Consider the following 14,944-nt stretch of genomic DNA (forward strand, 5'->3'; position numbering starts at 1 on the left):
ATCAGCATGCTCATTCACCCTACCGTCGATCGCTTGCGCGCCCTCGGCCTCGCCGCCATGGCCGATACCCTCGTCGAACTGCAGAACAATCCCGAGGCGGCCGGGATGCCGCATCCCGATTGGCTCGGCCTCCTCGTCGATCGCGAGGTCACCGCCCGTGACAACCGCCGCCTCACGCGCCGCTTGACCAGTGCCAAGCTCCGCCAGGCGGCCGCCATCGAGAATGTCGATTATCGCACCGCCCGCGGCCTTGACCGTTCGCTCTTCCAGACCCTCGCCACCTGCCAATGGATCCGTGATGCCAACCACCTGGTCATCGTCGGCCCAACCGGCACCGGCAAGTCCTGGCTTGCCTGCGCGCTCGGCAACAAGGCTTGCCGCGACGGCTTCTCCGTCCTCTACAAGAGGGCATCTCGCCTGTTCGCCGATCTCGCCCAGGCGCGCGGCGAAGGCCGTCTGGCGCGCCTGATCGCCGCTCTGGAGCGCGTCAATCTCCTCATTCTCGACGACTGGGGACCCGAACCGCTCACCGCCGACCAGCGGCGCGATCTGCTCGAGATTGTCGATGATCGCTACGACAAGGGGTCGTTGTTGATCACAAGTCAGGTCCCCGTGTCGCAATGGCACGACGTCATTGCCGACCCCACTCTTGGCGATGCGATATTGGACCGCATCATTCACAATGCGCATCGCCTTGAGCTCAAGGGCGACAGCCTGCGCCGTCAGGCCGGCGAAAAGAAAAAACCGTGAGCGCCTCGCGCACGATCGCCCCGCCGGCCCACAGGCCCCTCCCGCGCGCGTCGCTACGTCGCTCGTGGGGCACTCCGCGCCGCGCACGGGGCCCTCCCATGGACCGCCGGGACGATCTCCAAGCCAGCCCAACCATCCTTGACGAGGAGACTATTTCCAGCACACTTAAACCCGTCAGTCGTGTTCGTCTCCTGTGATCACGATCATCTGGAATCCGTGATCGCCATCGTCTGGAACACCTGATCACCATTCCTGGAATGCGCACCCCGGGGATGGGCTGGCCCGAGCCTGTTGGCCATGATCATGTTCGAGAAGTTCGGTCAGCATCAGCCCTTGAACCGCCAGGCCGAGCGCTACGTGCCGGAAGGCGTGCCGATCGCACTGTCGACCATGGCAGATGCCGTAGGCGCAGTCTGTGCCTCGCTGGTTCCCCTGCTGCACTTGCTGGAAGCCCATGTCATGACGGCCGAGCGCCTTCATGCCGATGATAATGTGCTGCAGAAGCACACGGAAAGGATGATCGAGATGATCTGAAAATCTGTGTGCACAAGCTGTGGCAGCGGGGTAGGCCCCTCGGGATCGACTTTCAGGAGGAGGTCCCAAATCACTTCAAGCGGCTTCGCTTAAGAGGCGCGGTCGTGAGCGTTGAAGCCAACGGTCGGGAATACCCGAGCGGATAGGCGCCCGAGAGACGAATGAAAATGAACCCGCCGATGAACCGTCGTAACGTGGAAATCGTCGTCAAAACCAGAGGTGTGTCGTCCCTCTGGGATGAGCCCGCCGGAAGCCTGATGACCGGGCGGGCGGCGACCGGCGTTGAGGGGGCGTGAATCGGATGCAGGCGCTGCCGTGGAACTGCAGGAACCAGTCGCTCCGATGGAAAGGGAGAAGCACAAGCGGAGAAGACCGCGAGGCGAGATTACCGACGCGGAGCACTGGGACGGACCGATCCGTATTAGCGACGAAGGCTCGTAATGGGGCCGGAGCAAAGGGATCGGATCAGGAGGGCTGGCCACCGTCGCAACTGACAACAGGAGGACGGCGGTGAACCAGCCGAGCAAATGGTTCAACATCGACAAGAGAGAGGTGTACGAAGCATATCTGCAGGTGCGATCCAATGGTGGCGCAGCCGGTGTCGACGGAGTGACGATTGAGCAGTTCGAATCCAACTTGAAGAGCAATCTCTACAAGATTTGGAATCGAATGAGCTCAGGCGCTTACTTCCCGCCGCCTGTTCGCGCCGTCTCCATTCCAAAGAAGAGTGGGGGCCAAAGGATCCTCGGGGTGCCCACTGTGGCAGACCGCGTGGCACAGACGGTTGTCAAACAACTAATTGAGCCGGCTCTCGACGCAATCTTTCTGGCGGATTCTTACGGCTACAGACCCGGTAAATCGGCTCTCGATGCCGTAGGCATAACGCGACAGCGGTCCTGGAAGTACGATTGGGTTCTGGAGTTCGACATCAAGGGACTGTTCGACAATATCGACCACGAGCTTCTGCTGCGGGCCGTTCGGAAACATGTGACGTGCGCATGGGCGCTGCTCTACATTGAAAGATGGCTGACAGCGCCGATGGCGCAAGAGGATGGAACGATAATCGAGCGAAGCCGCGGTACCCCACAAGGGGGCATGGTGAGCCCGATCCTCGCCAACCTCTTCATGCACTATGCATTTGATCTCTGGATGGCACGGATGTTCCCCGATCTCAGGTGGTGTCGGTATGCAGATGACGGGTTGGTGTCAAGCGACGTCCGGATTTAACCCCGTAGCGACGTGAAGAAGTGACCCCCTTGTTGTTTTGGTGGATGTGGCAAGCCGCTCGCGGAGCGCGCCCCCATAGCGCCGTAGCGAGCGAGCGGCTTGCTTCACGGCTTTTTCTCCGATTTAGCTTCTGGCGCGGCGGCCTTCTGCAAAAGCCCGCTACGACGCTTTTCTTTCAAGCGGTAGCTGTCGCCGCGGATTGTGATCACGTGACTGTGGTGTAACAGGCGATCAAGGATCGCGGTGGCGACCACAGGGTCGCCGAACACGTCAGAGTACCCCTATTCTTGAGCGGGTCGTGTCTCACGTCACGATCACGGACCCGCATCATTTTCTGTTTGGGCACCGGCTTGAGGTGCTGAAGGAGCGGTCGGGGCGCGGTCCCGCCTACGTCGTTGTCGCGCTGCCGGACGGCCGGCCGCGGGCGGTTCGGATCGCGTCGACGGATCTTGCCGAGACGCCGATCACTTCCCGCCCGGATGCGGCCGATCTGCCGCGCATCAGTGCACGTACGCTGATCCCATTGATGCAACATTTGAGCGCGAGTCTGAGCCTTCTCGACGAGAAGGTGATTCGCGATGACCCACCGACCGCTTCCAGGTCGCGTTGCGTATCGACCCCTGCCGACGTTGGCAAATCCACCCGGCCATCCGACGGCCGACATTCCGCGCCTGTGGCCGAATCTGTCGACCGCGACGCAAACCCAGATCGCTCAAATCCTCGCCACGCTGCTGCGGCGAATGCAAGCGGTTCCCGGCACGCCCGGAAGGGGACTGGGTCGTGCTGATCAGCTTGAACGTCGCTGACGAGCGGCTCACGACTGCGCACCGAGCCAAGTTGGCCTATGTCTACGTGCGGCAGTCATCCGTGAACCAGGTGCGCCAGCACCAGGAGAGCACGGAGCTGCAGTACCGCCTCGTCGATCGTGCCATCGGTCTGGGTTGGCCCCCGGAGCGCGTCCAGGTCATTGACGAGGATCTGGGCAAATCCGGTGCTGGCGGCGTGGATCGTCATGGTTTCCAGAAGCTCATTGCCGAGATCGGCCTTGGCAACGCCGGTCTTGTGGTAAGCCTCGACGCTTCTCGCTTGGCCCGCAATAACCGGGACTGGCATCAGCTTCTCGAACTGTGCTCGGTGTTCGGCGTGCTCATTGCGGATGGCGAGCGGCTTTACGATCCGCGCGCCTACCACGACCGCCTGCTGTTGGGCTTGTCCGGCATCATGAGCGAGGCGGAGTTGCATCAGCTTCGGATGCGCCTTCACCAAGGGGAACGCCAGAAGGCGGCGCGGGGCGAGCTGCGGCTGCCGCTGCCAGCCGGGCTCGCCTATGATCGAGCGGGCACAATTGTTCTCAATCCCGATGAGGAGGTGCGGGCCCGTCTTCATCTCGTGTTCGCCAAATTCCGGGAACTGCAGAGCGCTCGCCGTGTGATGCGTTACTTGGACAGGAACGGATTGTCCTTGCCGGTTCGACCGCTGCTTGGACCATCTCCACACGAGATCGTCTGGCGTGCGCCAGATAGTGCACGCGTCCTTAGCGTCCTTCAAAATCCGGCCTATGCTGGGGCGTATGTTTATGGCCGCCGGCAAAAGGATCCGAGCCGATGCCGGCCGGGATCGCTGACGGGAACGGTCAAGGTGGCGATCGGGGATTGGGCGGTTTGCCTCCACGCCGCTCACCCAGGCTATATCAGCTGGGAGGAGTTCATGGCCAACCAGGGGCGACTGGCAGATAACGTCTTCCGCTATGAGGCAGGACATTCTGGCGTACCGCGCAAGGGGGTAGCCCTGTTACAAGGAATTGCGATCTGCGGCCGTTGCGGACGGCGCATGAGCATGCGCTACACGGGCCCGAATGCCGACTATCCGGTCTATTGCTGCCGCTCGGATCGGGACCAGCAAGGCAGTGCACTGTGTCAGGAAGTCCGGGCCTTGGCGGTTGACGCGCTGGTCGAGCGGGTGGTCCTCGATGCCCTGGTGCCGGATCAGATTGAGATCGCACTCGCGGCGGCGGGCCAACTGGAGCAGGAGAGCCGTCAGCTCGAGCGCCAGTGGGCGCTTCGCGTGGAGCGCGCCCGCTACGAGGCCGAGCGCGCTCGGCGTCAGTATGACGCCGTAGAACCCGAGAACCGTCTTGTGGCGCGCTCACTTGAGCGGGCTTGGGAAGAGAAGCTGCGTGTCGTCGAGGCGGTCGAGCAGCAGCATGCGCGTTGGTGCGCACAAGAGCCGCTTCTGATTGGCCCGGCGGAACGCGCTGGGCTACAAGCGCTCGGCGAGAACCTGCCGCGGATTTGGAATACGGCCACCACGTCGGCAGCCGATCGCAAGCGCATTCTGCGATTTGTCATCCGCGAAGTCGTTCTTGATCAGAAGCGGACCCGAGGTCAAGTGTGGCTCAAGATCGTCTGGCAGACCGGCGCAACCAGCGAGCATCACGTACAACGGCGCGTTCACACCTACCGCGATTACATCGACATTGATCGGTTGCGGCGACGGATCCTCGAGTTGAATGCTGAACACAAAATGGATGGCGAGATCGCGGCGATACTCAATCAGGAAGGCTTCGTCGCGGCCCGAGGCTGCGCCTTCAAAGGCGAGAACGTCTGGGTGTTACGCACCCGCTGGGGCATTCCCACCGTCAAAATCAACGGCATGGACAAGAACCCGATGCGCTGGCCCGACGGGAGCTTCTCGATTCAGGGCGCGGCGGCCGAGCTTGGAGTAACCCCACAGACGGTGTTCGATTATCTCGCGCGCGGATTGCTGGCAGGTCATCAGTTAGCCAAAGGTCAGCCATGGCAGATCGAGCTTTCCGACGAACAGATCAGTCAGCTTCGCAATCGGGTACGACGCACCAAGCGTTCGAAGAAGGAGGCATCATGAAGCCATCGGCTCGCCGAAGACTGAGCCCCACTCGCCGACGCTGCGGTTGCTGGTGAGCAGGATCGCGCCTCTCTCGTAACGGCGGCTGACGAGCTGGAAGAAGAGATGTGCGGCATTGGGCTCAAAGGGCAGATAGCCGAGTTCGTCGATGATCAGGAGCTTTGGCTTGGCAAATTGCGCGAGCCGCTCGTCAAGCCTGCCTTCGCTGTGTCCTTTGGCGAGTTGCGCAACGACCGTCGTGGCTGCGACGAACTGCACGGAATGCCCAGCCAGGATCGCTTCACGCCCCAGCGCGACCGCCAGGTGCGTCTTGCCAACGCCAGGCGGCCCAAGCAGCAGCACGTTCTCGCCATTGGCAATCCAGCGCGCACCGGCAAGCTCACGTACCTGCTTGGGGTCTAGGGACGGCTGGGCCGAGAAGTCGAAGCCGGAGAGATCGCGAACGAACGGGAAGCGAGCGAGTTTGAGGGTCATCTCGATGCGCCGCTCGTCCTTGCGGGCGATCTCGCGCTCGCACAGTAGCACCAGGGTCTCGCGCAGGCTCAGCTCTTGTCGGCCGGCCTCGTCCAATAGCCCATCCAACTGGTCGCGGACGGCGGTCAGCTTCAGGCGGGTCAGCATATCGCTCAGGCGATCGGGGACAGCGGCGCGCATCAGAAGCCCCCTCCGACGATTGCCTCATACTCGCCGAGCGGCCGCAGCAGCGCCGGCGAGTGCGGCGCAACGGACGATCCTGCGAGCGCGGCAGCTCGGTTCGATCTAAAGCCAGTCAGGCCCGCAAAATGCTCGGGGTCGACGACGCGGCGGCGACGACCGGCACAAATCGGATGGACGGCCACCTCATGGATCCCATGGTGGATGCGCACCAGCCCGTCGGCGATCATCACTCGCACCATCTCGCCGATTAGCCGCCAGGGCACCGAGTAGGCGTTGCCATCGATCTCGACGGCACAGTCGGCCTGCACACGGCGGATCACTTCACGTGCAGCCTGGAAGGGCGGCCTCCCAACGATGGGCTTGAGTGCCTGCGCTTCCGCCCGCCTGAACCGCTCGATCGGAGGCTCGCCGGTCGTGCCATGCTGGCGCAGGTCGGCGACCTCCCGCGTCCAAGCCTCAAGATGCGCCTCAAGGGCGTCCCAGCTCGGGAAGGCGCGGCCCGCGATCGCGTTTCGTTTTACGTAACCAACGCCGTTCTCGGTCTTGCCCTTGGTCCGGGCTCGGTATGGCGCGCAGGCACGGGGCCGGAAGCCCCAGTGCTTGGCAAATGCGCTCAGCTTGTCGTTGAAGACCACTGTGCGCGTGATGGCGTCATGCTCTACGACCAAGGCACGGGCATTGTCGAACAGCACTTCTTCGGGCACGCCGCCGAACTTCATGAACGCGCTTTCCAGGCCGTCGAACCAGTTCTCTTGCCGTTCGTTGCGGAAGGCTCTGACATGATGCCGGCGCGAGTAGCCCAACGTGGCGACGAACAGGTAGACGCGAACCTTGGCGCCGCCGATCTCAACCAGCCGTTCACCAAAATCGATTTGCAGTTGCTTGCCAGGCGCTGTCTCGAACCGCACCGTCGCGCGCGCTTCCGCCGCAAGCTCCTGGCGATAGCGCTGTACCGCCCGCTCAACTGTGCGCAGGCAGACAACGATGCCTTTCTCGGCTGCCAACTCCTGGCGGATCACGTCAGCATTGCCGCGGTGCTGCCGCAGACGCTCCTTGAGCCAGCTCTCCTGGCCCTCAAGTGCCTTTTTGCGCTGCGGTTGCCGATAAGGTGTCCAGCCGCCGGCCGCGATGTACTCCTTCACCGTGTTGCGGCTGATCCCGAGCTCCCGGGCAATCCGTTTGCTACCCCACCCCAGCTCGTTGAGCCGGAGTATCGCCGAAACCTCGTCCGGCTCCAGCATGGCCTCCCTCCGCGGATCTTTGAACCGCAGAGGACCTGAACTGAGTCGCTGCATAAAACCCCCGTTTTGATCGTGTCGCGAGGGGGTCAATTCCTCGTGTCGTCAGGGGGGCAATTTCCCATGTCGCCCGACAGGGTTGGTACATTGTCGGAATGAGATGGAGGCGCAAAGCGTTCGCGAAGCGCTCCAGGCTCAGCTGGCGGAGTGCTGTCTGGAACTGCATGCTACGAAGACGAGGATCGTCTACTGCAAGGACGACCGACGCCGGGGCAAGAGTGAGACGGTTATGTTTGACTTTCTCGGTTATTGCTTCCCGGCCGCGATCGGTCCTGGGGCCGCGTTCGCAGAGGATGTTCTGCGGGTTCACTCCGGCGGTCAGCAAACCAGCGCTGAATGCCATGCGAGCGACGATCCGAGGCTTGAAACTTCGCAAGCGAACCGAGGTGACTTTGGACGATATTGCCCGCGAGCTAAACCCGATGGTTAGGGGTGGATCGCTTATTATGGGCAATATACGCGTTCAGCGCTCTATCCTTTGGCGCGCTACATCAACCAGACGTTGGCTATCTGGTTGAAGCGAAAGTACAAGCGCTTCCATCACCGCTTGGGACGCGCGCGTCTCTTCCTGGAGAAGATTGCGCGTCTCTACGGATTTCCGGCCGACCAGGTCGACGTCAAGTTTGATGGCTTTTCCGGCGCGGGAGCCAATACTCCACTCCCAGCTCCGCGAACGTTTGCGCATCTCAAGTTCGAAGAACGAGAAGTCGTCCAAGCCTCCTGCGAGGAAGAGCGAGGAAACGCGTGGTGGCGAGCGCGTTGTTTCTCTTGCGCTACTTAAGGAACCCATCGGAGCCTTCGGACTAATTGCAGGAGCAGCTTGATTGCCGCCGTCCCCGTAGCCATCGCCTATGGCAAGCGGGTGAACTGGGCTCGTGTGCGCCCTGGTCCCGATCTATCGTGCGGAATCCGTCTAAATGTCCGCTAAACGTCACCAAGACTGCCCTCGGTAGCCAGAATGACCTTGGTCGGGTCACCTCCATGAAGCGGACATTCCCGCGCTGTGGGCTGAGGTCAGCCACGGGGCCAGAAGCTGACATCGACCACCGCGTCTGCAGCGGTCAAAGGATCGCTGATGCGAAGTCCGGACTGCCCTCAACGGCATGTTGCGTGATGATGTCCATTCTTGCTCGGACGTAGCGCATCCCGACGCAGCTAGCGCCAGCGTCATTTGCAATGCTTACGGTGAGCAAGGAACTTCCCAAATCCTTGGGATATCCCTGTTATGCACAGCACTCCCGACATATACCTTCGTTGTGTTGACAATCTCAAAAAAAGTTCGGGCGAGAGTCGCAAACCGAACCGACATTCCCGCTTCTCTTTAACAAAGTTGTATTGGGTCGGGGCTAAATCACGGCTCATCCAAAATCTGATCGAACACAGAGCGTGAGCTCTCGTGACGCAAGCGAGCGTCGCGAGGAATGCTTTCGCTTGAGAAAGGGAATGTTGCGTGAGTGAAAGCGAAATGAAACTGACGCCGAACGGAACGAATGTTTTCGGGATGCCATGGTTGGATTTCTCGAAGGTCGCCTTCCCTGGCGTGGGGCGCGAGCTTACCGAGCGAGGCCTCGCCCGCGCACGGGAAGGTTGCGAGAAGATCAAGGCCGCATCGGAAGAGATGACGGAGGCGCTGCGCGAGACCTATTCGAGCAATGCGAGATGCCGACCGACTACGGGCTCAAGGTGTTCGAAATCTCAAACGCCAATGTCGCTTCTGCGCTCGATTTCTTCGTCCATCTGTTCGGCAGCAAGTCAGCGACCGACGTCTATACCTTATCGGCGGCGCAAGCGCGCAAGGCGTTCGACACCGCCTCCGACCAGAACAAGGAATTGTGGGCGCTTGCCCAGAAGCTCGCGACGGAAACGGGTGAGCCGATCAGGAAGCATTTCACCAGGGTTCTCCACCAAGGCGGCGGCTAAAAAGCGCGCTCAATTTCACATCCAGATTCGTTTGAGGAGGGACCCGGCCGGTTTGAGCAAGCCGAGCTGAGCGAGCACGCCCCACCGCCCCATGCTCGATCAACAAGGTGCGCGACGCCCCCCAACCCCGCACCGACAAGAGGCGTATTCCAACCGGCCGGTGCTTTTCTGCAAAATACAACAAAGACAAATCGCAAGGGAGGGCAACATGGGAATGGTTATGGTCAAATGTCCGCAAACCGGACACGCGATTCCCACCGGTATCCAGACTGATCGCGAGAGCTTTGGACGCCGCGCGGTGTTTTTCTCGCGAACCCGTTGTCCGATCTGCCGCACCGATCACGCGTGGTTTGCGCGGGAAGCCTGGGTCGACGAGCCGGGCATCCGGATCGCGCCGTCATAGCGGCGGCTCCCGAAATTACCCCAACGGCGAACGGCTTTGTTGACCTTGTCTCGGTCCCGGCGGTCCTCAGACGCAAGCTGCATGACCGGCTCATGGATTTCGGCCGGGACACAAGGTGCGAGACATTCATGAACCCTCTATCGGCGAGCGACGTGTTCTGTACGGTCGCCATCATGAGCGTCACCTTCCTGGCCGAGGTTGGGCTCTTTATTTTGATTGGAATGCTTTGAAAGGAGCGCGCGAGCTGGGCAGCGCCGATGCAGGTCTAGGACCCCGCAAGCTTCAACAGCGGGGGAAATGCAGACATCACCCGAGGTCGCAGAAGGGTCATTCGCGTCGTTCCGGTCGCGAGCGAGCCACTTCCGATCTACCCCGATCATCAGACAATTTCAGAGACCGTCTCGACTTCGCATTCGGGGCCAGTAGCGGACAACTTCCTGGCCCTCTCTCAGGGGAGTGACCTCGCCCGGAACAGGTGGACAAGTTCTACCCTGCACATTTGCGAATCCCTGCTCTGTGCTAAGCGCCAGAACGACAGGCTTGGATGGCGATTCCTTTCGCGTCCGTGGAGTTTGCGAGATGTTGGTGGTCCGAGAACGAGGCCCCGCTTACCGGACGATTGAACGCTGGGCGCGATCGGTATTGTTGGAAGCTGGTGCCATCCGCGAGTGCGAGGAGCGGTTGGATGCAGGACCGCACAGATCCACATGCTCGTCAGCTCGCTTTCGAAATTGCTCGGAAACATTCTCCGGCCGGTGTCTCGCCAGAAGCGGCTGCCCTGGCAGTAGCGGAGGTCCTCGACGGCATCGGCGAAACTTGCCCTGAGTGCCTGTCCGAAGACGGGCACTGACAACGGTCTGTTTGGCTCGGGGTTTCTCGCCTGGCTGCGTCCACTCAAAGGACAGGTAGAATCGGCCTGACGGGCTAGGCGAGGCCCCTTCGCTTTGCCTTCAGAAAGTGTCTACGCCCAGAGATATTCCAGCAGTGCCTTGCTTTCCTTCAAGTCGCGAACGTCGAAGCCTTCGTTGAACCAACCGTAGACCGGCGCGAGAAGACCGCGTGCTTCATCACACTTGCCTTGATCACACCAGAGCCGAGCGAGACTGACGGCAGAGCGAAGTTCCCAGAGTTTCGCCTCCTGCTGGCGAGCAATCGCGATGGCGCGTCGAAACTCAGTCTCCGCCTCGACCTCGGCACCCGGCCGAGCCATCAGCATCAACTCGCCTCGTCGCCGGTGCAGCTCGGCCTCGAACCATCGCACCCCCAATTTCTCGGTGAGTGCCAAGGCGTCGGAGAGTTGACCGAGCCCGGATTCAAATCGTGCTGCCTTTGCCTCGGCTGCCGCGAGCTGCGCGAGGTAGAACGGAAGAGTCCATGCTGCGCCGGATGCCTGGAATCCCTCGATACCGTGCCGCAGTAAGTTCACCCCGGCTTCGGCGTCGCCGGCTTCGGCCAGCGTCCAGCCGCGATAGGCCGTCCCCATCGCGAGAAAAAAAGCAAAGCGCTGCTCGGTGGTAAGCGCTACTAGCTCCTCCGCCCGTCGCCCAACCATAGCCGCATCATCGAGCACGAAATGCAACCGGCAGGCAACGCTCAGCGCGAATGCGAGGCTGATCGGGTGAGATGAATGCCGCGCCTCCGTCAAGGCATCCCTGCTCTGCACGCGCGCCTGGTCGGCGAAGCCAAGTAGGCCACACGTCAGCGACAGGAACGAAAGCATCGCTACGCGGGCGTTTTCCGCGAACAGAGCCGTCAGAAAGCGCTGCTGCTCCGGATCGTAGAGGGCGAGCCCCCGCTCAAGATGGGAACGCGCCAAGGCCAATTGCCCGCGATGAAGCCAGCTATCGCCGACTGCCCGGTGACCGGCGACAAGAATGGCCGCGTCGTTTTGTCGTCCGGCCAAATCGAGCAGATCCTCGGCGATGCGATGCGATCGCTCAGTTTCACCACGCACGTGATAATGCACGAACGCGCCCCAGAGCGCCTTCAGCAGGTTCGGCGTGTCGTTCAGTGACTCGCAGAGGCAACGCGCCCGGGCGTAGGCCCTGCCAGTCTCTTCGGCCGCATGGCCCTTTGCGGCGATCAGCGCGCCGCCGAGCGCGAGTTGAAGGTGAGTTTCGGTGCGCTGTCGCCCCGGGGTATCTGGTAGATGGGATAGCAGATCGAGCGCCCTTCGCATCTGTACGATTGCTTCTGTCATTGCCGATCGAGCTTTCGAACGCTCACCAGCCTGCTGCCAATAGGAAACCGCCTTTTCGATCAAACCCGCATGCCCGCAATGGTGAGCGAGGATCTCCGGTTCCTCTTGGATGCCCCGAGCGAGCCTCTCCTCGAGCGTGCTAGCGATCCGCGCGTGCAGCTCGCGGCGTTGGCTGCGCAACAGTGTGCCGTATGCCGCGTCTTGGACCAGTGCGTGTTTGAACAAGAAATTGGCGTCGGGCGGTTCGCCTCGCCCGAAAATGAGCCCGGCGTTGATCAGCCGGTCGATCGCCGCTTGCAGCTCGTTGTCGCACCGCTGTACGATCGCAGCAAGCAGATCGTAGGAGAACTCGCGGCCAATGGCCGCGCCGACTTGGGCCAACTCCTTAGCTATCGGACCGATTCGATCGAGCCGCGCCATCAACGAAGCATGCAACGTGGCCGGCACAGCAAGTCCGGGCAGGGGCGCGAAGGAGATGGCTCGCGCGAACCCCTCAGGGTTCGTTTCGAGCACCGCTTTGGTCAACTCCTCGACGAACAGCGGCACGCCATCCGTTCGTTCAGCAATTTCATTGACGATTTCGCTCGGCAGCGTCCGGGTGCCGGCCACGCTCCGGATCAGTGCGGCGCCCGCGCTCTGGTCCAGCCGGTTCAGCACGAGCAAGCTGACGTGCGGCTTTCCGGTCCATACCGACTGGAACTCGGGGCGACAGGTGATCAGGACCAAAACCGGTAGGCTTGCTACTCGATCGACCGTTTGGTCCAGCAGCTCGCGCGAGCTCGGATCGATCCATTGCATGTCCTCGAACACAACCATAATTGGATGTCTTTGTGCGAGAGTTTCAAGCTGGCGAACGAGAGCGGCGAAGCTTCTCTCCTTCTTTTGTTGCGGCGTACCGGTAACCGGCAGATACAGATCACCGTCCGGGATCGACAGCAACTCGGCCAGGATCGCCACGTCCTCGTCGGAGGGCAATGCCGGGGATAGTAGCACTCGGAGTTTATCGAGCTTCGCCCTTGGTGTGTCCTCACGATCAAAACCAGCCGCTCGCTGGAGTTGTGCGGTGAAGGGATAGAGCGCACTTTCCTGATGACGTGGCGAGCAGAAATAGCGCAAGTAGGTGTGCGGCTCGCGCTCGATACGCTCCTGGAGAGCCGCAACGAGGCGCGACTTGCCGATCCCCGCCTCGCCAACGAGCAGTGTTACTTGACCGGTACCCACTCGCGCACGGCGCCAGCTTCGCTCCAGCCGCGCAAGTTCTTCCTCGCGCCCAACCAGCGGGGCGAGGACCGCAGGATGCAACGCCTCGAAGCGGCTTTCCGCTGTTCCCTCATGCAGCACCCGCCAGGCCTGCACCGGCGTGGCGAAGCCCTTCAGCGTCACCGCGCCGAGATTCTCGTAGTCAAAGAGCCCGCCGATGAGCCGCCGCGTGTCCTCAGCGATTACCACCCCATCGGGCTCGGCGAGCGCTTGCAGTCGAGCGGCAAGGTTCGGCGTCTCGCCAAGGACCGCCTGTGCCTCCGCAGCTTCGCTGCCGATAAGGTCGCCCACGATGACGAGACCAGTCGCGAGCCCAAGGCGAACCCGAAGCTCGAAGCCGGGCGGGGCGCCCGGCGCGTTCTTGGGCGCGGCGATCTCAAGCGAAGCGCGCACCGCGCGTTCGGCATCGTCCTCATGCGCTGAAGGATGGCCGAACAGAATGAGCATGCCATCGCCGATGTAGCGGCTGATGGTGCCACCGTATTTGCGGACGACCGCCGCTACGCTATCACGATACTCGGCGATTATGTCTCGTAGATCTTCCGGATCGAGCATTGTCGCAAGTGCCGTCGAGTCGACGAGGTCGCAAAACATCACTGTGAGCTGGCGACGCTCGGCGGAAGAACTTGGTGCGGGTGACAAGCTCGAGCGTTCCGTGACCCGTGCTACGATGGACGTCGATGCGCCCGCCCCTGCTGTTACTCGCGGCGGTACTGTCGGCGTGAGCGCGGCACCGCAGTCGCCACAGAAGTTCTTGCCTGTCGGATTGTCGGCCCCGCAGGCAGGGCACCGAAAGACTAGCGGCGCGCCGCAATCGCCGCAGACCTTCTTTCCCTCTGGGTTGACTCTGCCGCAACTCGGACAATCCATGCCGCACCCGATCGAATTGCTGACCTACATGACTTCACGTCGGTCTGGGAGCGACTCTTCAGAGTGCGCTCTTTGAAGATTCTTCGTCAGCTGCCTGCCAAGCGCCAAGAATGATCAAACTCACGATGATCAGGACGTAGATACAGGCGATAGTCGCAGGAAAATGAGCCAGCCGGGTGTCATCGTTGCCTCCCGAGCGGTTGTCTCTAGAAGCTTAAGCCGGCAGGCTCGACAAGAGTTATGAAGTGGCTAACACTCTGCAGCTCAAGCCTATTTTCAATCCAAGAAAGCTGAACATAGCCTGTCGCGAGCCAAGCGCGAAATTGGTGATGATCAGCAAATGCCTGCACCTGTAGGCAGTCCACTAACTACTGCCTGCCGATTCGATGAAAGGTCCTCTCGCGCGTCAGCAACCGAGTGCAAGCAAAAATCCAACTGCAGCGCGGAATGACTTACTACTAGCTGCATTGCAGATCGGGTTGTCGCGCTGAGGCCGCTACTGCACGTCTTGCCAATCGCGCATCGAAGAGCGCTCAAAGCGCGGGCACAAGACTGAGCGTGCCGGGCGCGGGTTATGGGGCGCCGCCTCACCCCAATCTGTTAGCCACCAGACCGCATCAGAAACGGATCCATTGACAGAGCTAATCGGTCCGCAACTTGCGGTGCGACCGGCGTGGATTGCAGTTCGGTAGGCAGCGAGCCGAGAGAATTGACGGCAAGAACAGCTATCACAATCGCGGAGAGATATTCGATCCTCATGGCGATGATACTCCATCGCTGATGACAAGACAATTGTGTTCGCTCAAAATTAGTTCCCTCGCAGGCAGGTTCATGATTGCCGATCAGGGGCATGAGGCCGATGATCGCGGCAGTGAGAATTGCTTCGCTGGCGTAAAGGGTCATAGCGTGCCTCGCATATTGCGAAGCTCCGAAGCCCTCAAA

The 14,944-nt window shown here is 61.3% G+C and carries 8 protein-coding genes and 4 pseudogenes; 7 read left to right on the plus strand and 5 right to left on the minus strand.

The window, feature by feature from the left end:
- Positions 1–6 precede the first annotated feature (6 nt).
- The 4 genes and pseudogenes from istB (P6U28_RS02495) to P6U28_RS02510 form a co-directional block, all read left to right on the plus strand.
- A complete protein-coding gene (istB, locus tag P6U28_RS02495; protein WP_249758007.1) occupies positions 7–750 on the plus strand; it encodes an IS21-like element helper ATPase IstB in 744 nt (247 codons plus the stop codon).
- A 255-nt stretch (positions 751–1,005) separates the two neighbouring features.
- Positions 1,006–1,248: pseudogene (locus P6U28_RS02500) on the plus strand (transposase); the annotation flags it as partial.
- 197 nt (positions 1,249–1,445) lie between these two features.
- Complete coding sequence (locus P6U28_RS02505) at positions 1,446–1,580, plus strand: hypothetical protein (protein ID WP_256436599.1); 135 nt, start codon at positions 1,446–1,448, stop codon at positions 1,578–1,580.
- 214 nt (positions 1,581–1,794) lie between these two features.
- Positions 1,795–2,490: pseudogene (locus tag P6U28_RS02510) on the plus strand (group II intron reverse transcriptase/maturase); the annotation flags it as partial.
- Between the two features lie 125 nt (positions 2,491–2,615).
- Here the strand turns inward: P6U28_RS02510 and P6U28_RS02515 are convergent.
- A pseudogene (locus P6U28_RS02515) lies at positions 2,616–2,789 on the minus strand (ATP-binding protein); the annotation flags it as partial.
- 502 nt (positions 2,790–3,291) lie between these two features.
- Here P6U28_RS02515 and P6U28_RS02520 point away from each other — a divergent pair.
- The gene (locus P6U28_RS02520; RefSeq protein WP_209296537.1) at positions 3,292–5,394 is read left to right on the plus strand and encodes a recombinase family protein; all 2,103 of its coding nucleotides are present in this window, start codon (positions 3,292–3,294) and stop codon (positions 5,392–5,394) included.
- Here P6U28_RS02520 and istB (P6U28_RS02525) read toward each other — a convergent pair.
- Positions 5,392–6,048: pseudogene (gene istB, locus P6U28_RS02525) on the minus strand (IS21-like element helper ATPase IstB); the annotation flags it as partial. The gene P6U28_RS02520 and the pseudogene istB (P6U28_RS02525) overlap by 3 nt on opposite strands.
- A complete protein-coding gene (gene istA / locus P6U28_RS02530; protein ID WP_347338424.1) occupies positions 6,048–7,292 on the minus strand; it encodes an IS21 family transposase in 1,245 nt (414 codons plus the stop codon). The pseudogene istB (P6U28_RS02525) and the gene istA, both read right to left, overlap by 1 nt.
- A gap of 535 nt (positions 7,293–7,827) precedes the next feature.
- On the opposite strand from istA, the gene P6U28_RS02535 reads away from it, so the two are divergent.
- Both P6U28_RS02535 and P6U28_RS02540 read left to right on the plus strand, forming a co-directional pair.
- Positions 7,828–8,130, plus strand: coding sequence for a hypothetical protein (locus tag P6U28_RS02535; protein ID WP_347338835.1), 303 nt, complete (start codon positions 7,828–7,830; stop codon positions 8,128–8,130).
- Between the two features lie 878 nt (positions 8,131–9,008).
- A complete protein-coding gene (locus tag P6U28_RS02540) occupies positions 9,009–9,269 on the plus strand; it encodes a phasin family protein (RefSeq protein ID WP_407121677.1) in 261 nt (86 codons plus the stop codon).
- Positions 9,270–10,633: 1,364 nt separating this feature from the next.
- Here P6U28_RS02540 and P6U28_RS02545 read toward each other — a convergent pair.
- Together P6U28_RS02545 and P6U28_RS02550 are read right to left on the minus strand one after the other, a co-directional pair.
- Entirely contained in the window at positions 10,634–14,002 is a 3,369-nt protein-coding gene (locus P6U28_RS02545) for an adenylate/guanylate cyclase domain-containing protein (RefSeq protein WP_129145614.1), read from the minus strand.
- 600 nt (positions 14,003–14,602) lie between these two features.
- Entirely contained in the window at positions 14,603–14,905 is a 303-nt protein-coding gene (locus tag P6U28_RS02550) for a hypothetical protein (protein WP_407121678.1), read from the minus strand.
- Positions 14,906–14,944 lie beyond the last annotated feature (39 nt).

The organism is Bradyrhizobium sp. STM 3561 (assembly GCF_045571455.1).
Lineage (GTDB): Bacteria > Pseudomonadota > Alphaproteobacteria > Rhizobiales > Xanthobacteraceae > Bradyrhizobium > Bradyrhizobium vignae.